Source organism: Lautropia mirabilis, from assembly GCF_900637555.1.
GTDB lineage: Bacteria > Pseudomonadota > Gammaproteobacteria > Burkholderiales > Burkholderiaceae_E > Lautropia > Lautropia mirabilis.
This window is the reverse complement of the sequence record NZ_LR134378.1, coordinates 857,894-872,434: the sequence shown is the minus strand read 5'-3', so window position 1 is coordinate 872,434 and position 14,541 is coordinate 857,894. Positions and strand designations below refer to the sequence as shown.

At 67.2% G+C, this 14,541-nt stretch carries 12 protein-coding genes; 10 read left to right on the top strand and 2 right to left on the bottom strand.

Going from position 1 to position 14,541, the window contains the following annotated elements; all coding sequences use genetic code 11:
- Positions 1-16 precede the first annotated feature (16 nt).
- Together glgC and EL249_RS03495 are read right to left on the bottom strand one after the other, a co-directional pair.
- Entirely contained in the window at positions 17-1,288 is a 1,272-nt protein-coding gene (gene glgC / locus EL249_RS03500; protein WP_005674312.1) for a glucose-1-phosphate adenylyltransferase, read from the bottom strand.
- A 472-nt stretch (positions 1,289-1,760) separates the two neighbouring features.
- Positions 1,761-2,312, bottom strand: coding sequence for a VOC family protein (locus EL249_RS03495; protein ID WP_005674314.1), 552 nt, complete (start codon positions 2,310-2,312; stop codon positions 1,761-1,763).
- Between the two features lie 246 nt (positions 2,313-2,558).
- Between EL249_RS03495 and EL249_RS03490 the strand changes: the two genes are divergently transcribed.
- The 10 genes from EL249_RS03490 (at position 2,559) to EL249_RS03450 (ending at position 14,497) form a co-directional block, all read left to right on the top strand.
- Complete coding sequence (locus tag EL249_RS03490; RefSeq protein WP_005674315.1) at positions 2,559-3,263, top strand: DUF1415 domain-containing protein; 705 nt, start codon at positions 2,559-2,561, stop codon at positions 3,261-3,263.
- 94 nt (positions 3,264-3,357) lie between these two features.
- The gene (locus EL249_RS03485) at positions 3,358-4,455 is read left to right on the top strand and encodes a TRAP transporter substrate-binding protein (protein WP_005674316.1); all 1,098 of its coding nucleotides are present in this window, start codon (positions 3,358-3,360) and stop codon (positions 4,453-4,455) included.
- Positions 4,456-4,687: 232 nt separating this feature from the next.
- Complete coding sequence (locus EL249_RS03480) at positions 4,688-5,257, top strand: TRAP transporter small permease subunit (protein ID WP_005674317.1); 570 nt, start codon at positions 4,688-4,690, stop codon at positions 5,255-5,257.
- Positions 5,254-6,258 carry a TRAP transporter large permease gene (locus tag EL249_RS03475; RefSeq protein ID WP_005674319.1) on the top strand — a complete coding sequence of 335 codons (1,005 nt, stop codon included), beginning with the start codon at positions 5,254-5,256 and terminating at the stop codon, positions 6,256-6,258. The genes EL249_RS03480 and EL249_RS03475 overlap by 4 nt, the downstream gene beginning before the upstream one ends.
- Entirely contained in the window at positions 6,258-6,587 is a 330-nt protein-coding gene (locus EL249_RS13725) for a TRAP transporter large permease subunit (protein WP_005674320.1), read from the top strand. The genes EL249_RS03475 and EL249_RS13725 overlap by 1 nt, the downstream gene beginning before the upstream one ends.
- A 65-nt stretch (positions 6,588-6,652) precedes the next feature.
- On the top strand, positions 6,653-8,245 hold the full coding sequence (gene gshA, locus EL249_RS03470; protein WP_005674321.1) for a glutamate--cysteine ligase: 1,593 nt from the start codon (positions 6,653-6,655) through the stop codon (positions 8,243-8,245).
- The gene (locus tag EL249_RS03465; RefSeq protein WP_005674322.1) at positions 8,238-9,776 is read left to right on the top strand and encodes a DUF2868 domain-containing protein; all 1,539 of its coding nucleotides are present in this window, start codon (positions 8,238-8,240) and stop codon (positions 9,774-9,776) included. Before gshA ends, EL249_RS03465 begins: the two co-directional genes overlap by 8 nt.
- A gap of 24 nt (positions 9,777-9,800) precedes the next feature.
- A complete protein-coding gene (locus EL249_RS03460; RefSeq protein WP_005674323.1) occupies positions 9,801-12,260 on the top strand; it encodes a GTPase domain-containing protein in 2,460 nt (819 codons plus the stop codon).
- Positions 12,261-12,321: 61 nt separating this feature from the next.
- Positions 12,322-13,977 (top strand): PepSY domain-containing protein, encoded by a 1,656-nt coding sequence (locus EL249_RS03455; protein ID WP_005674324.1) that lies wholly within the window; start codon positions 12,322-12,324, stop codon positions 13,975-13,977.
- Positions 13,978-14,107: 130 nt separating this feature from the next.
- Positions 14,108-14,497: a DUF2946 family protein gene (locus tag EL249_RS03450; RefSeq protein WP_005674325.1), complete on the top strand. Its 390-nt coding sequence runs from the start codon at positions 14,108-14,110 to the stop codon at positions 14,495-14,497.
- Positions 14,498-14,541: the final 44 nt, after the last annotated feature.

The window sequence follows — 14,541 nt, the reverse complement described above, 5'->3', positions numbered from 1 at the left end:
TCGATCCTCCGGGCGTTCAGCCCTGCAGTTTTTCCAGCATCCTGGGGGTGATCAGCGTCACGCCGCCCTCGCTGCGATAGAAGCGCCGTGCATCATCGTCCGGATCCTCGCCGACCACCAGGCCATCGGGAATCCGGCAGCCCCGGTCGACCACCACCTTGGTGAGCCGGACGTTGCGCCCCACCTGCACCTCGGGCAGCAGCACCGCGCCGTGGATCTGCGTGTAGGAATGCACGCGGCAGTTGGAGAACAGCAGCGAGTTGTGCACCGAGCCGGACAGGATGCAGCCCGCCGAGACGCTGGATTCGATGGCCTCGCCGCGACGGTTTGCCTCGTTGTGCACGAACTTGGCCGGCGGCAGCTGTTCCTGGTAGGTCCAGATGGGCCAGGAACGGTCATAGAGGTTCAGCTCGGGCACCGTGGCCGTCAGGTCGATGTTGGCCTCCCAGTAGGCATCGATGGTTCCGACGTCGCGCCAGTAGGCCGGTGCCTTCTCGCTGTTGTAGACGCAGCTGTCCTGGAAGAAGTGGGCCACCACCTGGCCTTCTCCCACGGCCTTCGGAATGATGTCCTTGCCGAAGTCGTGCGAGGAGCCCTCCAGGGCGATGTCCTCGTCCAGCATCCGGTACAGGTAGTCTGCCGTGAAGATGTAGATCCCCATGGAGGCCAGCGAACGGTCCGGCTTGCCCGGCATGGCAGGCGGATCGGCCGGTTTTTCCACGAAGGAGGTGACCTTCTTGTTCTCGTCGATGGCCATCACGCCGAAGGCCTTCGCTTCCTGGCGATCGACCTCGATGCAGCCCACCGTCACGCCGGCGCCCGAAAGGGCGTGGTCGGCCAGCATCCGGGCATAGTCCATCTTGTAGATGTGGTCGCCCGCCAGGATCACCACGTATTCCGGCTTGTTGGACTTGATGATGTCGAGACTCTGATAGACGGCATCGGCCGTGCCACGGTACCAGTATTCCTCGTCGACGCGCTGCTGCGCGGGAATGAGATCGACGAATTCGTGCATCTCGGACTTGAGGAAGTTCCAGCCGCGCTGCAGATGGCGCAGCAGGCTGTGCGACTTGTACTGCGTGAGCACGCCGATGCGACGCAGGCCCGAGTTCATGCAGTTCGACAGGACGAAGTCGATGATGCGGAAGTGTCCGCCAAAATAGACGGCCGGCTTGCAGCGGGTATCGGTGAGCTGCTTCAGGCGGCTTCCCCGTCCTCCGGCAAGAATGAGCGCCATGGCGCGCTTGGGCAGCCGGCGTTCCAGATCGATGCGTGCGTTATTGTCCATGAGTCCCTCCTATGTGTTGTTCAAGGAAGCACTGACACGAACTTGCGCCAGCCACCCGACGTCGGACCGAACCACACCGACACGGACGGACCTCGTGGCAGGCAGATGGTGCCCGGAAGGCACCCCGGCTGCCAGGGGGCGGCTCTGCCGGGCAGCCACGCCTTCACCGTGTTCTCCCGCCAGCGACGAATCCCGGGCCAGGGAAAACTCATCGAAGCCGTGGGGGACCCCTCCGGAGATGGCGCTGTGCCCGTGCCCGAAGGCCTGAACCGGAGCCCTGCCGTTATTGTCCCCGCCCGGCAGCGCAGAAAACAGGGAGACGACACCCACAGCCCGAGGGCTGGCGTGGCGGCGACGTCGATGTTCCGTGCTGCCTTGGTTCGATTATCCCCCTAGTGGCGCAGAAACGCACGCAATCCCGGGTAGCGTGCAGACAAAGTATTCCCGTTCCCGACAGTGCGGTCCGGAAACATCAGCTGCCGGCGGGCAACGGCATCATGCGTGAATCCCGCAGCACCTGATCGATGGTGCGCCGAGGCAGTGCACGGCGCGCGATGTTGCGCACCATCCGGACGGAACGCCCGCCCTCCCGGCGCTGTTCCGGCGGGGCAATCGCCACCGGCGGACGCTCTTCCAGCATGACTTCCTGGCGCCACGGCGAGCTGATGTCCACCAGCGTGCCGTCGGGGTCGCGGGTGAGAAAGCGCCGCTGGCCATAGAACTCGTCACGCGGCGGCTGCACGATGGGCAGGCCACGCACCACGGCGCGGGCGTGGATGTCGTCCACGTTGTCCACCACGAAGGTGAGGTACATGCCCACCGGCACGGCGCGCCAGTCGGCCGGCAGCAGCGGATGGTCGCGCTGGATGATGCCCAGCTCCAGGCCCGGATTGGTGGGCGAGTGGAGCCGGATGTACCAGTCGGATTCGAAGGCCACCTCCATGCCCAGCAGGTCGGCATAGAAATCCCTGCTTTCCTGCAGCCTGTCGCTGCTGATGTTGCTGAGCAGTCGTCTCACGCTCATGAGGTGTCCTCCTCCAGTCAATTCCTCATACTAACGGCCTGTCGTCGCCTTTCGCCGACAGCCCCCGCCCGGCGGTATCCCTCAGCCGGCCGGCGGCCCGCCTTTCGGCTAGACTGTGGCGTGCCGGCCATGGCCTGCCCGGCACGCTCACATTCCCGGCCCACTCCGGGCACGGGACCGGATCCTGACGCCGCCAGGGCCACTCTTTTGCCCTGTTCGCCCGGCGCTCCTCTGCCGCCTCTTCGCATGTCCCATTCATCACCCCCTACCGGCTGCCCCTTCCATGCCGCCCAGAACCGCGCGACCGCAACGGACAGCCCCCGGCCTGCCAACGGCACGCCGGCAGCGGGCGTCGTTCCCGACCCGGCGACCGTCCTTGCCGCCACCCGCCTCTGGGTGGAGAAGGCCGTCGTCGGCCTGAACCTGTGCCCCTTCGCCAACGCCGTGCTGAAGAAGGAGCGGCTGCACATCCAGGTCAGCGAGGCCACCGAACCGCTGGCACTGCTGGAGGATCTGCGGACTGAACTGAAGCGCCTGCTGGACGCCCCGGAAACCGAGATCGAGACCAGCCTGCTGGTGTGCCCCCGCATGCTGTCCGACTTCCTGGAATTCAACGACTTCCTGGACATGGCCGAAGCCCTGCTGACCGAGCTGGACCTGAACGGCACGGTGCAGATCGCCAGCTTCCATCCCCACTACCAGTTTGCGGGCACGGCCGTCGACGACATCGAGAACGCCACCAACCAGTCGCCCTGGCCCACGCTGCACCTGCTGCGCGAGACCAGCATCGACCGCGCCGTGGCCGCCTGGGGCGAGGACACCGACCGCATCTTCGAGAACAACATCGCCCGCCTGCAGGCGCTGGGCCCCGAAGGCTGGCGCCGCCTGAGCCGCCAGTGGCAGGCCCCGGGGCTGGAAAGCCCCGATGAAAAGCCTCCTGCCGTCGGCTAACATTCAGCATTGTGGCGCCTCCGGCACGGATTCCATGTTTCGGCCGGTACCCGGCCTGCAACAATGCCCGTCAAAGAACAAGGACTCTTACATAATGGATCGTCGCTCCGCCCTGAAGGCCAGCGTCGCCGCCGGCGTCGCTGCCGGCAGTGCCACCCTGGCTGCCCCCGCCATCTCGCAAGGCCGCAAGCAATGGCGGATGGTCACCTGCTGGCCCAAGAACTTCCCCGGCATCGGGACCAGCGCCGAGAGCCTGGCCCGGCGCATCACCGAGATGTCCGGTGGCAAGCTCACGGTCAAGGTCTATGCTGCCGGCGAGATGGTGCCGGCCCTGCAGGCGCTGGATGCCGTCATCGAAGGCACGGCCGAAATGAGCCACGGCGCCGCCTATTACTGGATGAACAAGAGCCCGGCCCTGGCCTTCTTCACCGGCGTGCCCTACGGCATGACGGCTTCCGAGATGTCGGCCTGGGTCAACGTCATGGGCGCCCAGGCGCTGTGGGACGAGGTCTATGACCAGTTCGGCGTGCAGGGCTTCCTGGCCGGCAACACCAGCGTTCAGGCCGGCGGCTGGTTCCGCAAGGAACTCAAGTCCGTGGCCGACGTGAAGGGCCTGCGCATGCGTGCGCCCGGCCTGGGTGGCCAGGTCTGGCAGAAGATGGGCGTGTCGGTGATGAACCTGGCCGCCGGCGACATCTTCCAGGCCATGCAGACCGGCACGCTGGATGCCGCCGAGTTCGTCGGTCCCTACAACGACCTGGCGCTGGGTCTCTATCAGATCACCAAGAACTACTACATCCCCAGCTTCACCGAGCCGGCCCAGGCCCCCGAGCTGGTGGTGAGCAAGGAGAAGTTCCAGGCCCTGTCCAAGGACCTGCAGGAGATCGTCCGCGCCGCCTGCCAGGCCGAGTACGACAGCATGTACGCCACCTACGCGGCCAACGACCCGCGCGCGCTCGACACGCTCGTGGGCAAGCATGGCGTCAAGGTCCAGCGCTTCCCCGACGAGATCTTCGAGAAGGGCGGCCAGTATGCCCGCGAGCTGATCCTGGAGATGCGTGACAGCAAGGACCCGCTCACCAAGAAGACGGCCGAACACTTCATCACCTCGTTCAACCTGCTTCGCCAGAAGACCGAAGGGACCGATCAGCCGTTCATCGAGGCCCGCACCAAGTACTTCAGCCTGAAGTGACACGGGCCCACCCCGCGGCGCCGGCCGGCATCCGTCCGTCCGGCGCCCGTGCGTTCCGGGCCGCCATCTCGCGGCCCCGCCGGCAGCGACACTCTCCGCACCGGTATCATTCCACCGGCCCGGTCGCCTGACGACCGACTGTCGCAGCGCCATCGCGTCGCCCTGCCCGCTCCGTGGCGGGGCTGCCGCCCTCTTCCTCCTATCTTCACGTCTTTCCTCCAGGACAGCTCCCATGCGGGCTCTCGCAAGCTATACGATCTTCATCAGCGCCATCAACCGGCTGGTGGGCCAGGTGTTCTCCTGGCTCTCCCTGGGCATCGTGCTGGTCTGCTTCACCGTCGTGGTGGAGCGCTACCTCTTTTCCACCTCGCAGATCTGGATGCAGGATCTGTACGTCTGGCTGAGCGGCGCCATGTTCATGGCCCTGAGCGCCTATGCCCTGATGCGTGACGAGCACGTGCGCGTCGACATCTTCTATCGCCGTGTCTCCAACCGCCAGAAGGCCTGGCACGACCTGTTTGGCGTGCTGACCTGCCTGCTGCCCTTCTGCCTGCTGGTCTGGACCTACGCCCTGCCCTATGTGCAGCGCGCGTGGCGGCTGCACGAGGGCTCGCCCAACACCGGCGGCATGCCCGGCTTCTACATCCTGAAGACCTTCATCCTGGTCTTTGTGGTGCTGACCGCGCTGCAGGGCCTGGCCATGCTGTGCCGCAGCATCCTGACGCTGGCCGGCCGTGACACCCTGCTGCCCGCCCACCTGCGCTACCAGACCCACGATCACGCCCACCAGGAGGCTGCATGATGGAAATGGATCCGATCCTGCTGGGCGAGATCCTCGCTGGCACCCTGTTCTTCGGCATCATCTTCGTGCTGGCGCTGGGCTTCCCGGTTGCCTACACACTGGCCGGCACCTCGCTGATGATCGCCGCCATCGGCTGGTACTTCGAGATCTTCGACTTCTCCAACTTCGGCGCACTCGCCTCACGCTACGTGGGCTTCATGTCCAGCGAGGTGCTGGTGGCCGTGCCGCTCTTCATCTTCATGGGGGTGCTGCTCGAACGATCGGGCATTGCCGAGGCCCTGCTCACCACCATGGGGAGGCTCTTCGGCAACGTCCGGGGTGGCCTGGGCTTCTCGGTCATCATCGTGGGCGCCCTGCTGGCCGCCTCCACCGGCGTGGTGGGCGCCACCGTCGTCACCATGGGCCTCATCAGCCTGCCCGCCATGCTGCGCGCCGGCTATGACCCCAAGCTGGGTGCCGGCGTGATCGCCGCCTCGGGCACGCTGGGCCAGATCATCCCGCCGTCCACCATCCTCATCTTCATGGGCGACATGCTCTCGGGCATCAACGCCCAGGTGCAGATGTCCAAGGGCAACTTCGCCCCCACCCCGGTCTCGGTGGGTGACCTGTTCGTGGGCGCCATTCTGCCCAGTGCCGTGCTGGTGGGGCTGTACATGCTCTACATGGCCGGCAAGGCCATCTTCGACCCCAAGTCCTGCCCCGCCACGCCCTTCCAGCGCGAAGAAGGCGGCCACGGTCTGGGCCGCGAGATCGTCACTGCCCTGCTGCCGCCCCTGGCGCTGATCCTGGCCGTTCTAGGTTCCATCCTGGGCGGCATCGCCACCCCCACCGAAGCCGCCTCCGTGGGTTCGGTCGGCGCGCTGCTGCTCATTGCCATCAAGGGTCGCTTCAGCCTGCGCATGCTGCAGCAGGCCTGCCTGTCCACGGCCACCATCACCTCCATGGTGTTCACCCTGCTGCTGGGCGCTGCGGTCTTTTCCATCGTCTTCCGCAGCTGGTGATGTTCCTGCTGGGCTTCGTGCTTGACACCTTCGAGGTGATCTTCATCATTATCCCGATCACCGCGCCGGTGCTGCTGGGCATGGATGTCGACCCGGTCTGGCTGGGCGTGCTGGTGGGCATCAACCTGCAGACCAGCTTCATGACGCCCCCGTTCGGCTTCTCGCTGATCTACCTGCGCGGCGTGGCACCGGCCAGCGTCACCACGGGGATGATCTATCGGGGTGCAGTCCCCTTCGTGGCACTGCAGCTCATCGGCCTGGGCATCGTCATGGCCTTCCCCGAGCTGAGCACCTGGCTTCCTGCGCAAGTGTTCCGTAACGGCGGCTGACCCGGTATCCGCACCTGTGCCCTTTCTGCTACCCTTTGCGGGCTGGGCACGACTACCTGTACCGTATGACTGATTCACTGCGAACCCGCCTGTCCGCCATCGAACCCGCCACGCTGCGCGGGATCTCCCGCGGCCTGGAAAAAGAAAGCCTGCGTGCCACGGCCGATGGCAGCCTGTCCATGCGTCCGCACCCGCGGGCGCTGGGCGCACCGCTCACGCACCCGCGCATCACCACCGACTTCAGCGAATCCCAGGTGGAGCTGATCACCGGCGTGCACGAGGACATCGAGGCCTGCCTGGCCGAGCTGACCGAGATCCACCAGATCACGCTGGCCGACATCGACGGCGAGTCGCTGTGGTGCACCAGCATGCCCTGCCCGCTGCCCGCCGACGACCAGATTCCCATCGGGCAGTACGGCAGCTCCTTCGTCGGCCGGACCAAGACCATCTACCGCGTCGGCCTGAAGCATCGCTACGGCAGCCGGATGCAGACCATCTCCGGGCTGCACTACAACTTCTCCATCCCCCAGACCCTGTGGCCGCTGCTGCAGCAGATGCCCGGTCTGAGGCTCGACGAGAACCCCAAGCGCGCCCGCAGCCAGGGCTACTTCGGGCTCATCCGCAACTTCCGGCAGCACTCGTGGCTGCTGCTGCTGCTCTTCGGGGCCTCGCCCCTGGTGCAGCGCAGCTTCGCCGTGGGCATGCCGCACATCCTCAAGCGCTTCGGCCGGGATGCCCTGGGCCTGCCACATGCCACCTCGCTGCGCATGGGCCCGCTGGGCTACCAGAGCGACGCCCAGTCGCGCATCGGCGCCAGCTACAACTGCCTCAAGAGCTACGCCGAATCGCTCTATGACGCGCTCACCCAGCCGTATCCCGCCTACGAGAAGATGGGCATCCTCTACGAAGGCGAGTACCGGCAGCTGTCCACATCGCTGCTGCAGATCGAGAACGAGTTCTACGGCACCATCCGTCCCAAGCAGCCCATCCGTCCGAAGGAACGGCCGCTGGCCGCGCTGGCTGCCCGGGGCGTGGAGTATGTCGAAGTGCGGCTGATGGACCTGGATCCCTTCAGCCCCATCGGCATCACGGCCGAGACCATCCGCTTCCTCGACATCTTCCTGCTGTACTGCCTGCTGTCCGACAGCCCGCCCGACAGCCCCAAGATCACGGCCGCCCAGGCCGCCAACCGGCACGCCGTGGCCCAGCGCGGTCGCGAACCCGGGCTGGCGCTGCAGCAGGGTGATGGCAGCCTGCGTCCGCTGCAGGACTGGGGCCAGGAGCTGCTGAAGGACCTTCAGCCGGTCGCCGAGCGCCTGGACGAAGCCTTCCCCGAGCACGGCGGTGCCTATGCGGCGGCCCTGCAGATGGCCCGTCAGCGGCTGGAATCGCCCGACACCACCCCATCGGCGCGACTGCTTGCCGAGCTGGCTGCCAACGAGGAGGACTCGCTGACCGCGCTCACCCTGGCCCGTTCGCAGGCCCACCGCCAGCATCTGCTGTCGCTGCCGCTGACCGCTGACGTGCGCGAGGCCTACACCCGCATGGCGCAGGAATCCTTCATCGAACAGGCCGACATCGAAGCCGCCGACACCGGCGACTACGAGCAATGGCGCCAACAGTACATCACCTCGGTTTTCCCACTGATCAGTGACTGAACACGACGCACAGCAGGTGCTGCTGGTCCGCGCCATCGAGCGCCAGCCGGCTTCTTCCACCTGGACCGACGAAGACCGCCTTCACGCCAGCCAGGAGGCGCTGCGCCAGACCGGCCCCGAGGCCGAGCGCAGCACCTTCGTCATCGAACGCGCCCGGCTGGCCTGTGAACGGCTCATTGCCCGCAAGCCCGCCCTGGGTGACCTGCTGCACAGCCTGCAATGGCGAGGCTGGTTCACCCCCGTGGCGCTGCTGGTGGCCCTGCTGGCCGGCGCACTGCTCGACTCGGCCGGCGGCGATCGGATCAACATCCTCAACCCGCCGCTGCTGCTGATCATCGCCTGGAACCTGTTCACCTATCTGGTGCTGGCCATTGGCGCCATCCGCGCAAAGCTGGGCCGCGGTCGCACAGGGGCTGCCGCCGGCAAGTCCGGAAAGAACGCCCGGCCCGCAGCCTCGCAGGATCAGGAGCCGACCGGCACCGGCGGCTGGCTGCGCCGCCACGTCGTTCGCCTGGCCACCGGGCAGGGCTGGAAGCGCATCGGCCGCTCACGCGAGGGCAGCGTGGCCAACGCCTTCCGCACCAGCTGGTTCCACGCCGCAGCGCCCCTCTACGGTCAGCGAGCACTCACATTGCTGCATGGCGGCGCCATGATGTTCGCCCTGGGCGCCCTGGCCAGCCTCTATCTGCACGGCCTGGTGCTGGAATACCGTGCCGGCTGGGAAAGCACCTTCCTGAACCCGCAGCAGGTCGAGACCCTTACGCACCTGCTCTGGGGCCCCGCCAGCCTGGTCAGCGGCATTGCCCTGCCTGACGCCAACGGCCTGGCCGCCATCCGCTTTCCGCACAACCCCGGCGAGAACGCGGCCCAGTGGATCCACCTGCAGACGCTGACCGTGCTGCTGATCGTGGTCATCCCCCGCCTGCTGCTGGCACTCTGGGCCCGCGAGCAGTCACGGAAACTGAGCACTCACTTTCCGCTGTCGCTCGATGAGAGCTACTTCCGGGATCTCCTTCGCAGCCAGCGCGGCGACGCGGCCGTCGCCTGGGCCCTGCCCTACAGCTACCACCTGAGCGATGCGGCCCAGGCCGGCCTTTCCCGGCTGCTGCAGCAGGCACTGGGCGGTTCCGTGTCCCTGCGCCTGCAGCCGCCGCTGCCTCTGGGCGGGGAGGACGACCTGCAGTCACCGCTGCCCGGCCTGGACGGCGCCAGCCTGGCGGCTGCCGTCTATTCGCTGTCGGCCACGCCCGAAGCCGAGAACCACGCTGCCTTCCTGGCCACGCTGGCCCGCCACGTACCGGCCGGCATGCCCCTGGTGGCCCTGGTCGACGAAAGCGGCTTCCGTGCCCGTTTCGGCGCCGACTCGGACCGGCTGGAAAGCCGTCGCAACGCCTGGCGTCGCATCCTGGCCAGCCGCAGCGATGTCCAGCCCCTGTTTGTCGACCTGGCCGCCGAACCCGCGCATGACGTCCTGGACGGCCTGGACGCCCTCCTGGCTGCCTCAACCCGGACCATGCCCGCCAGCGCCTGATCCACCTCTGCTTTTCTCATCGCCGTGCCCGACGCCGCCAACATCATCTCCCTCAGCCTGGTCTCCCACACCAACGTCGGCAAGACCACCCTTGCTCGCACCCTGCTCTCGCAGAGCGTGGGCGAGGTGCGCGACGAGCCGCACGTCACCGACACCAATGACCGCTTCGAGCTGGCCCAGACTCCACAGGGCGACCAGCTGGTCCTGTGGGACACTCCCGGTTTCGGCGACAGCGCCCGACTGGCGCGGCGCCTGCTGCAGTCCGACCGCCCCATCGGCTGGTTTGTCAGCCAGGTCTGGGACCGTTTCGCCGACCGCGCCCTGTGGTCCAGCCAGCAGGCCGTGCACAACGTCCGCGAAGAGGCCGACGTGGTGCTGTACCTGGTCAACGCGGCCGAGAACCCCGAGGATGCCGGCTACGTCGAACCCGAGATGAAGATCCTGGCCTGGATCGGCAAGCCCATCATCGTGCTGCTGAACCAGATGGGTCCGCCGGCCGGCCACCAGGCCGAAGAAGCCGAGATCGACCGCTGGCGCTCCTACCTCACCCGCTTCGGCAACGTCCATCAGGTGCTGGCCCTGGATGCCTTTGCCCGCTGCTGGGTCCAGGAAGGCGCCCTGCTGCAGGCCGTCGAGCCGCTGCTGCTCCAGGCCAAGAAGCCCGCCTTCGGCCGACTGAACCGCTTGTGGCAGAACCAGCGCCGCCAGACCTTCGACCGCTCGATGCACATCCTGGCCACCCGGCTGGCCGCCACCGCGCTGGACCGCGAACGCATCCCCAACAGCAGCCTGAAGGACCAGCTGCGCGAGGTGGGCAAGGTGCTGGGCGTCTCGCGCTCGCCGCAGGACGATGCCAAGCAGCAGGCCATGGCCAAGCTGGCCGAGCGTCTCAACACCGCCATCCGCCAGTCCACCGACGAGCTGATCGAAGCCAACGGGCTGGTGGGTCACGCCACCGACGAGGTGCTCAGCCGCATGGCCGATCACTACGACGTGACCGAGAACCTCAATGAAGGCCATGCGGCCGTCGTGGGCGGACTCGTCACCGGCGCACTGGCGGGCCTGAAAGCCGACCTGCTGGCCGGGGGCCTCACCCTGGGAGGCGGCATGATCGCCGGTGGCGTCCTGGGCGCCCTGGGGGGTGCCGGTCTGGCCCGGGGCTACAACATGGTGCGCGGCATCGACGCCATCACCGTCACCTGGACCGATGCCGTGATGAACCGGCTGATCCAGTCTGCCCTGCTGACCTATCTGGCCGTGGCCCACTACGGCCGGGGCCGGGGTGAATGGGCACAGTCCGAACACCCCGCCCACTGGGAAAAGACCGTCACCGACGTGCTGACACAGCAGCACGATCAGTTCACCCAGTTCTGGCGCAAGCGTCAGAACTATGGCCCGGACGCCCTGGCCAGCGCCCTGCAGACCGAGCTGACCCTGGCCATGGAGCGGATCCTGATCCGCCTCTACCCCAACGCGCTGTCGATGGCCGCCCTGGGCAGTGGCGCCCGACGCCTGAACATCGCCCTGGCCGCCGATCTGGCCGAAGCCCGCGGCGACAACCCCCAGCCCTCTCAGCAGGCTGCCGACGAGCCCGAGTACGCCGCTCACCTACGCGCCGGCTTTGCGGCCGCCCGCGGCCCGGTGTCGCCGCCACGCCCCGCAGCGTCCTCTCGCGCCCCATCGCACGAGGACACCCAGGCCACGCCGGAAGGGGATGAGCCCGCCCAGGAACCCGACACCCGCCCTTTTGGCAAAGGCAGGTCCTTGGCCGATGGTTCCGGTAGCCAGCAGGCTGCCGCTGACCGGACGCCCGCCGACGCCCTCCCGCGCCCGGCCCAGGAAGGCCCTGCCATGAACGGGAGTCCACAGCCTTCATCTCCTGCGGATACGGCTGCCCCCGCCACTGTGCCCGACGCGTCTCCAACCCCGGAAGACCGAAAGCCCGCTCCCCGGGCCGTGTCGCCCGAGGCCGCGCCGTCCCCTGCCCGCCAGCCGGACAGTGCTCCGGTCACGGACAACAACACGGCAAAAGCCGGCAACAGCACCAGCCCAGCCGACTCCAGCACGGCAAAAACCGACGCCGAGACGGCGGTCACCGGCAATGACACGACAACGGATGCACCAGCAGCACCAGCAAAAGCCGACAACAGTACGCCTGCAGACAACCCCGGCGCGGCCAGCAACAGCACGGCTTCGGATGTCCCTGCCGAATCCGGCAACAACGTGACCCCGGATGCCCCGGCTGCACCCGGCAACGACAAGGCAGCAGATGCACCCGCTGCCACGGACACGGGCGCAGCCTCCGACAAGGCCCAGGCCCTTGCCGACGAAGGAGCATCCGCCCCCCCAAAGTCGGACGCTGATACGCCTGCCGCCGACGTATCAGCCACCTCCCCGCGCGGTGGAAAGGCCCCCGAGGCCTCCGAGACCCGGAGCACCCGGCGCAAGCAGGGATCCGGCAAGGGGCGTCGCAAGCGGCGCTGAACGGCATCGCCGCCGCCGGCCGGCACGCCATCCATCACCGGCTACCAGGCCATGGACGACGATGAACCTCTCCCGCATCAAACGCTGGATCCTGCTCGGCCACCGCTGGCTGGGCATCGGCACATGCCTGCTGTTCTTCCTGTGGTTCCTGTCGGGCGTGGTGATGATGTACGTGGGCCATCCCAAGCTCACCTGGCAGGAACGGCTTGAACATCTGCCGCCGCTGGAAGCCAGCCAGCCCCTGCTCTCACCCGCCGACGCCTTCCGAAAGGCCGGCATCCACGGCACCGTCACCGACCTTCGGCTGGCCAACGCCCGCGCCGGACTGCCCGTCTACATCGCTCAGATCCGCACTGACACCCTGTCCGCACCGGACGCCCCCCGGCCCGAGCCTCGCCTGGTGGCCCTCGATGCCCGCACCGGCGCCCTGTTGCCCCCCACCGATCCCGCCACGGCTCTGGCCAGCGCGCAAATCTATCTGGAACAGGGTGGCCTGTCGCCCACGTCATCATCCACCATCCGGCCTGCAACCAGCCCCCGGCAGCCATCCCCCGCCACCGCGCAAGACACGCCAGGCAAACCCCTGTATCAGGGCATCACGGTCGAAGACGCCCACACCCACAGCAAGGCCATGGACCTGCACCGGCCGCTGCACAAGGTGCTGCTGCCCGACGCCGACCAGACACTGCTCTACATTTCCGGCACCACCGGCGAAGTGGTGCGCGACGCCCCGCGGCTGGAACGGGGTTTCAACTACCTGGGCGCCTGGCTGCACTGGCTCTACCTGTTCCGCGACACGGCCATCGACTGGACCGAGCTGATCATCTGGCTCTCCGTCATCGGCATCGTGTCCGTCATCAGCGGCTTCCTGTCCGGCATCATCCGCTGGCGCTTCTCCCGCCCCTACCGCAGCGGCTCCCGCTCGCCCTTCGCCCCCGGCGCACTGCGCTGGCACCACATCCTCGGCCTGATCTTTGCGCTGACCACCTTCACCTGGATCTTCAGCGGCCTGATGTCCATGAACCCCTGGGACATCTTCGAGGCCGATGACAGCATCATCGACGCCCGGAGAATCAGCAGCCCGGACATCCAGCCATCACACGCCACCGCCACCCCGCAAGCCCTGCTCGCCAGCACCACCACGCCCGTGCGTGAACTGCAATGGCACACCCTCCTGGGCAAGACACGGGTGAAGGCCGTCCGGACACACGAGGTGCCCCCCGGGAATGCGGACCAGTCCCTCCTGCTGTCGGCCCGCACCGGCAAGCCCTACACCCTGGAGCCGGAACGCCTCCGAAGCGCCCTCTTCACGCTGCAGCCCGGCTACCCGCCACGCATCGACATCCTCCGGCAGGACGACTTCTACTACTACAGTCGTGCCGAGCACACCATGGGCGGCGGGCGCAAGCCACATCCGCTGCCCATCTGGCGCGTGCGCTACGATGATCCCAACCAGACCTGGCTGCACATCGACCCCACCACCGGCCAGGTCCTGAACGAAATGGACAGCTACCAGCGTGCCGAACGCTGGCTCTTTGCCCTGCTGCACAGCTGGGACTGGCTGCCGCTGCTGCAGAACCGGCCCCTGTGGGACATCGTGATGCTCGTGCTGGCTGCGGGCGGCCTGGCTCTGTCCGCCACCGGCATCTGGATCGCCGGTCATCGCCTGCACATCAAGACCCGCCGCTGGCGGCTGCTGCGCCGAAAGCAGCAGTGACCGCATCAAAGTCCTTCACATTTGAGCCAAAACAATTCAATTGCAAGAAAATCCGGCTCCTCCGGCGTATCGTTGGCACCCTGATACATAATCACATACAGAGACAGTCAACGCCAACAACAAGCCGTTCATGGACTTCCGCAGGCGCCCATCGAGATTCCACACCGCCATCCTGGCGTGGCTGCTCGTGGCCCTCGCGTCTTCCCTGCTGTCGCCGCTGGTGCAGCGCATCCCGGCCGGCGATGTCGAAACCGTCATCCTCTGTCACGGCAATGGCGGCTTCACCCGAATCGTCCTCTCGACCGACGATTCCGATGACCCTTCCGCCCCACCCGCAGACGCACGCTGTTGCCCGTTCTGCCTGTCCAGCCCCATGCTGGCCCTGGCACCGGCGCAGGTCTTTCCTTCTTCCACGGCATGGCGGCACGTCCTGCACGCCGTCACCACGCATGGCCACACGGCTGGCCTCACCCTCCACTACGACTCTCGCGGACCCCCTGCCGCATTGATGCCTGCCTGATCGCGGCACGAAGCGATCCCCCGCAGCGACCGATCCCCGTCGCG

Excerpts from the sequence above, each read along its gene's own strand:
- EL249_RS03485 (WP_005674316.1), top strand. The coding sequence starts at position 3,358 with ATGGATCGTCGCTCCGCCCTGAAGGCCAGCGTCGCCGCCGGCGTCGCT.
- EL249_RS03450 (WP_005674325.1), top strand. The coding sequence starts at position 14,108 with ATGGACTTCCGCAGGCGCCCATCGAGATTCCACACCGCCATCCTGGCG.
- gshA (WP_005674321.1), top strand. The coding sequence starts at position 6,653 with ATGACTGATTCACTGCGAACCCGCCTGTCCGCCATCGAACCCGCCACG.
- EL249_RS03455 (WP_005674324.1), top strand. The coding sequence starts at position 12,322 with ATGAACCTCTCCCGCATCAAACGCTGGATCCTGCTCGGCCACCGCTGG.
- EL249_RS13725 (WP_005674320.1), top strand. The coding sequence starts at position 6,258 with ATGTTCCTGCTGGGCTTCGTGCTTGACACCTTCGAGGTGATCTTCATC.
- EL249_RS03495 (WP_005674314.1), bottom strand. The coding sequence starts at position 2,312 with ATGAGCGTGAGACGACTGCTCAGCAACATCAGCAGCGACAGGCTGCAG.
- EL249_RS03490 (WP_005674315.1), top strand. The coding sequence starts at position 2,559 with ATGTCCCATTCATCACCCCCTACCGGCTGCCCCTTCCATGCCGCCCAG.
- glgC (WP_005674312.1), bottom strand. The coding sequence starts at position 1,288 with ATGGACAATAACGCACGCATCGATCTGGAACGCCGGCTGCCCAAGCGC.
- EL249_RS03475 (WP_005674319.1), top strand. The coding sequence starts at position 5,254 with ATGATGGAAATGGATCCGATCCTGCTGGGCGAGATCCTCGCTGGCACC.
- EL249_RS03480 (WP_005674317.1), top strand. The coding sequence starts at position 4,688 with ATGCGGGCTCTCGCAAGCTATACGATCTTCATCAGCGCCATCAACCGG.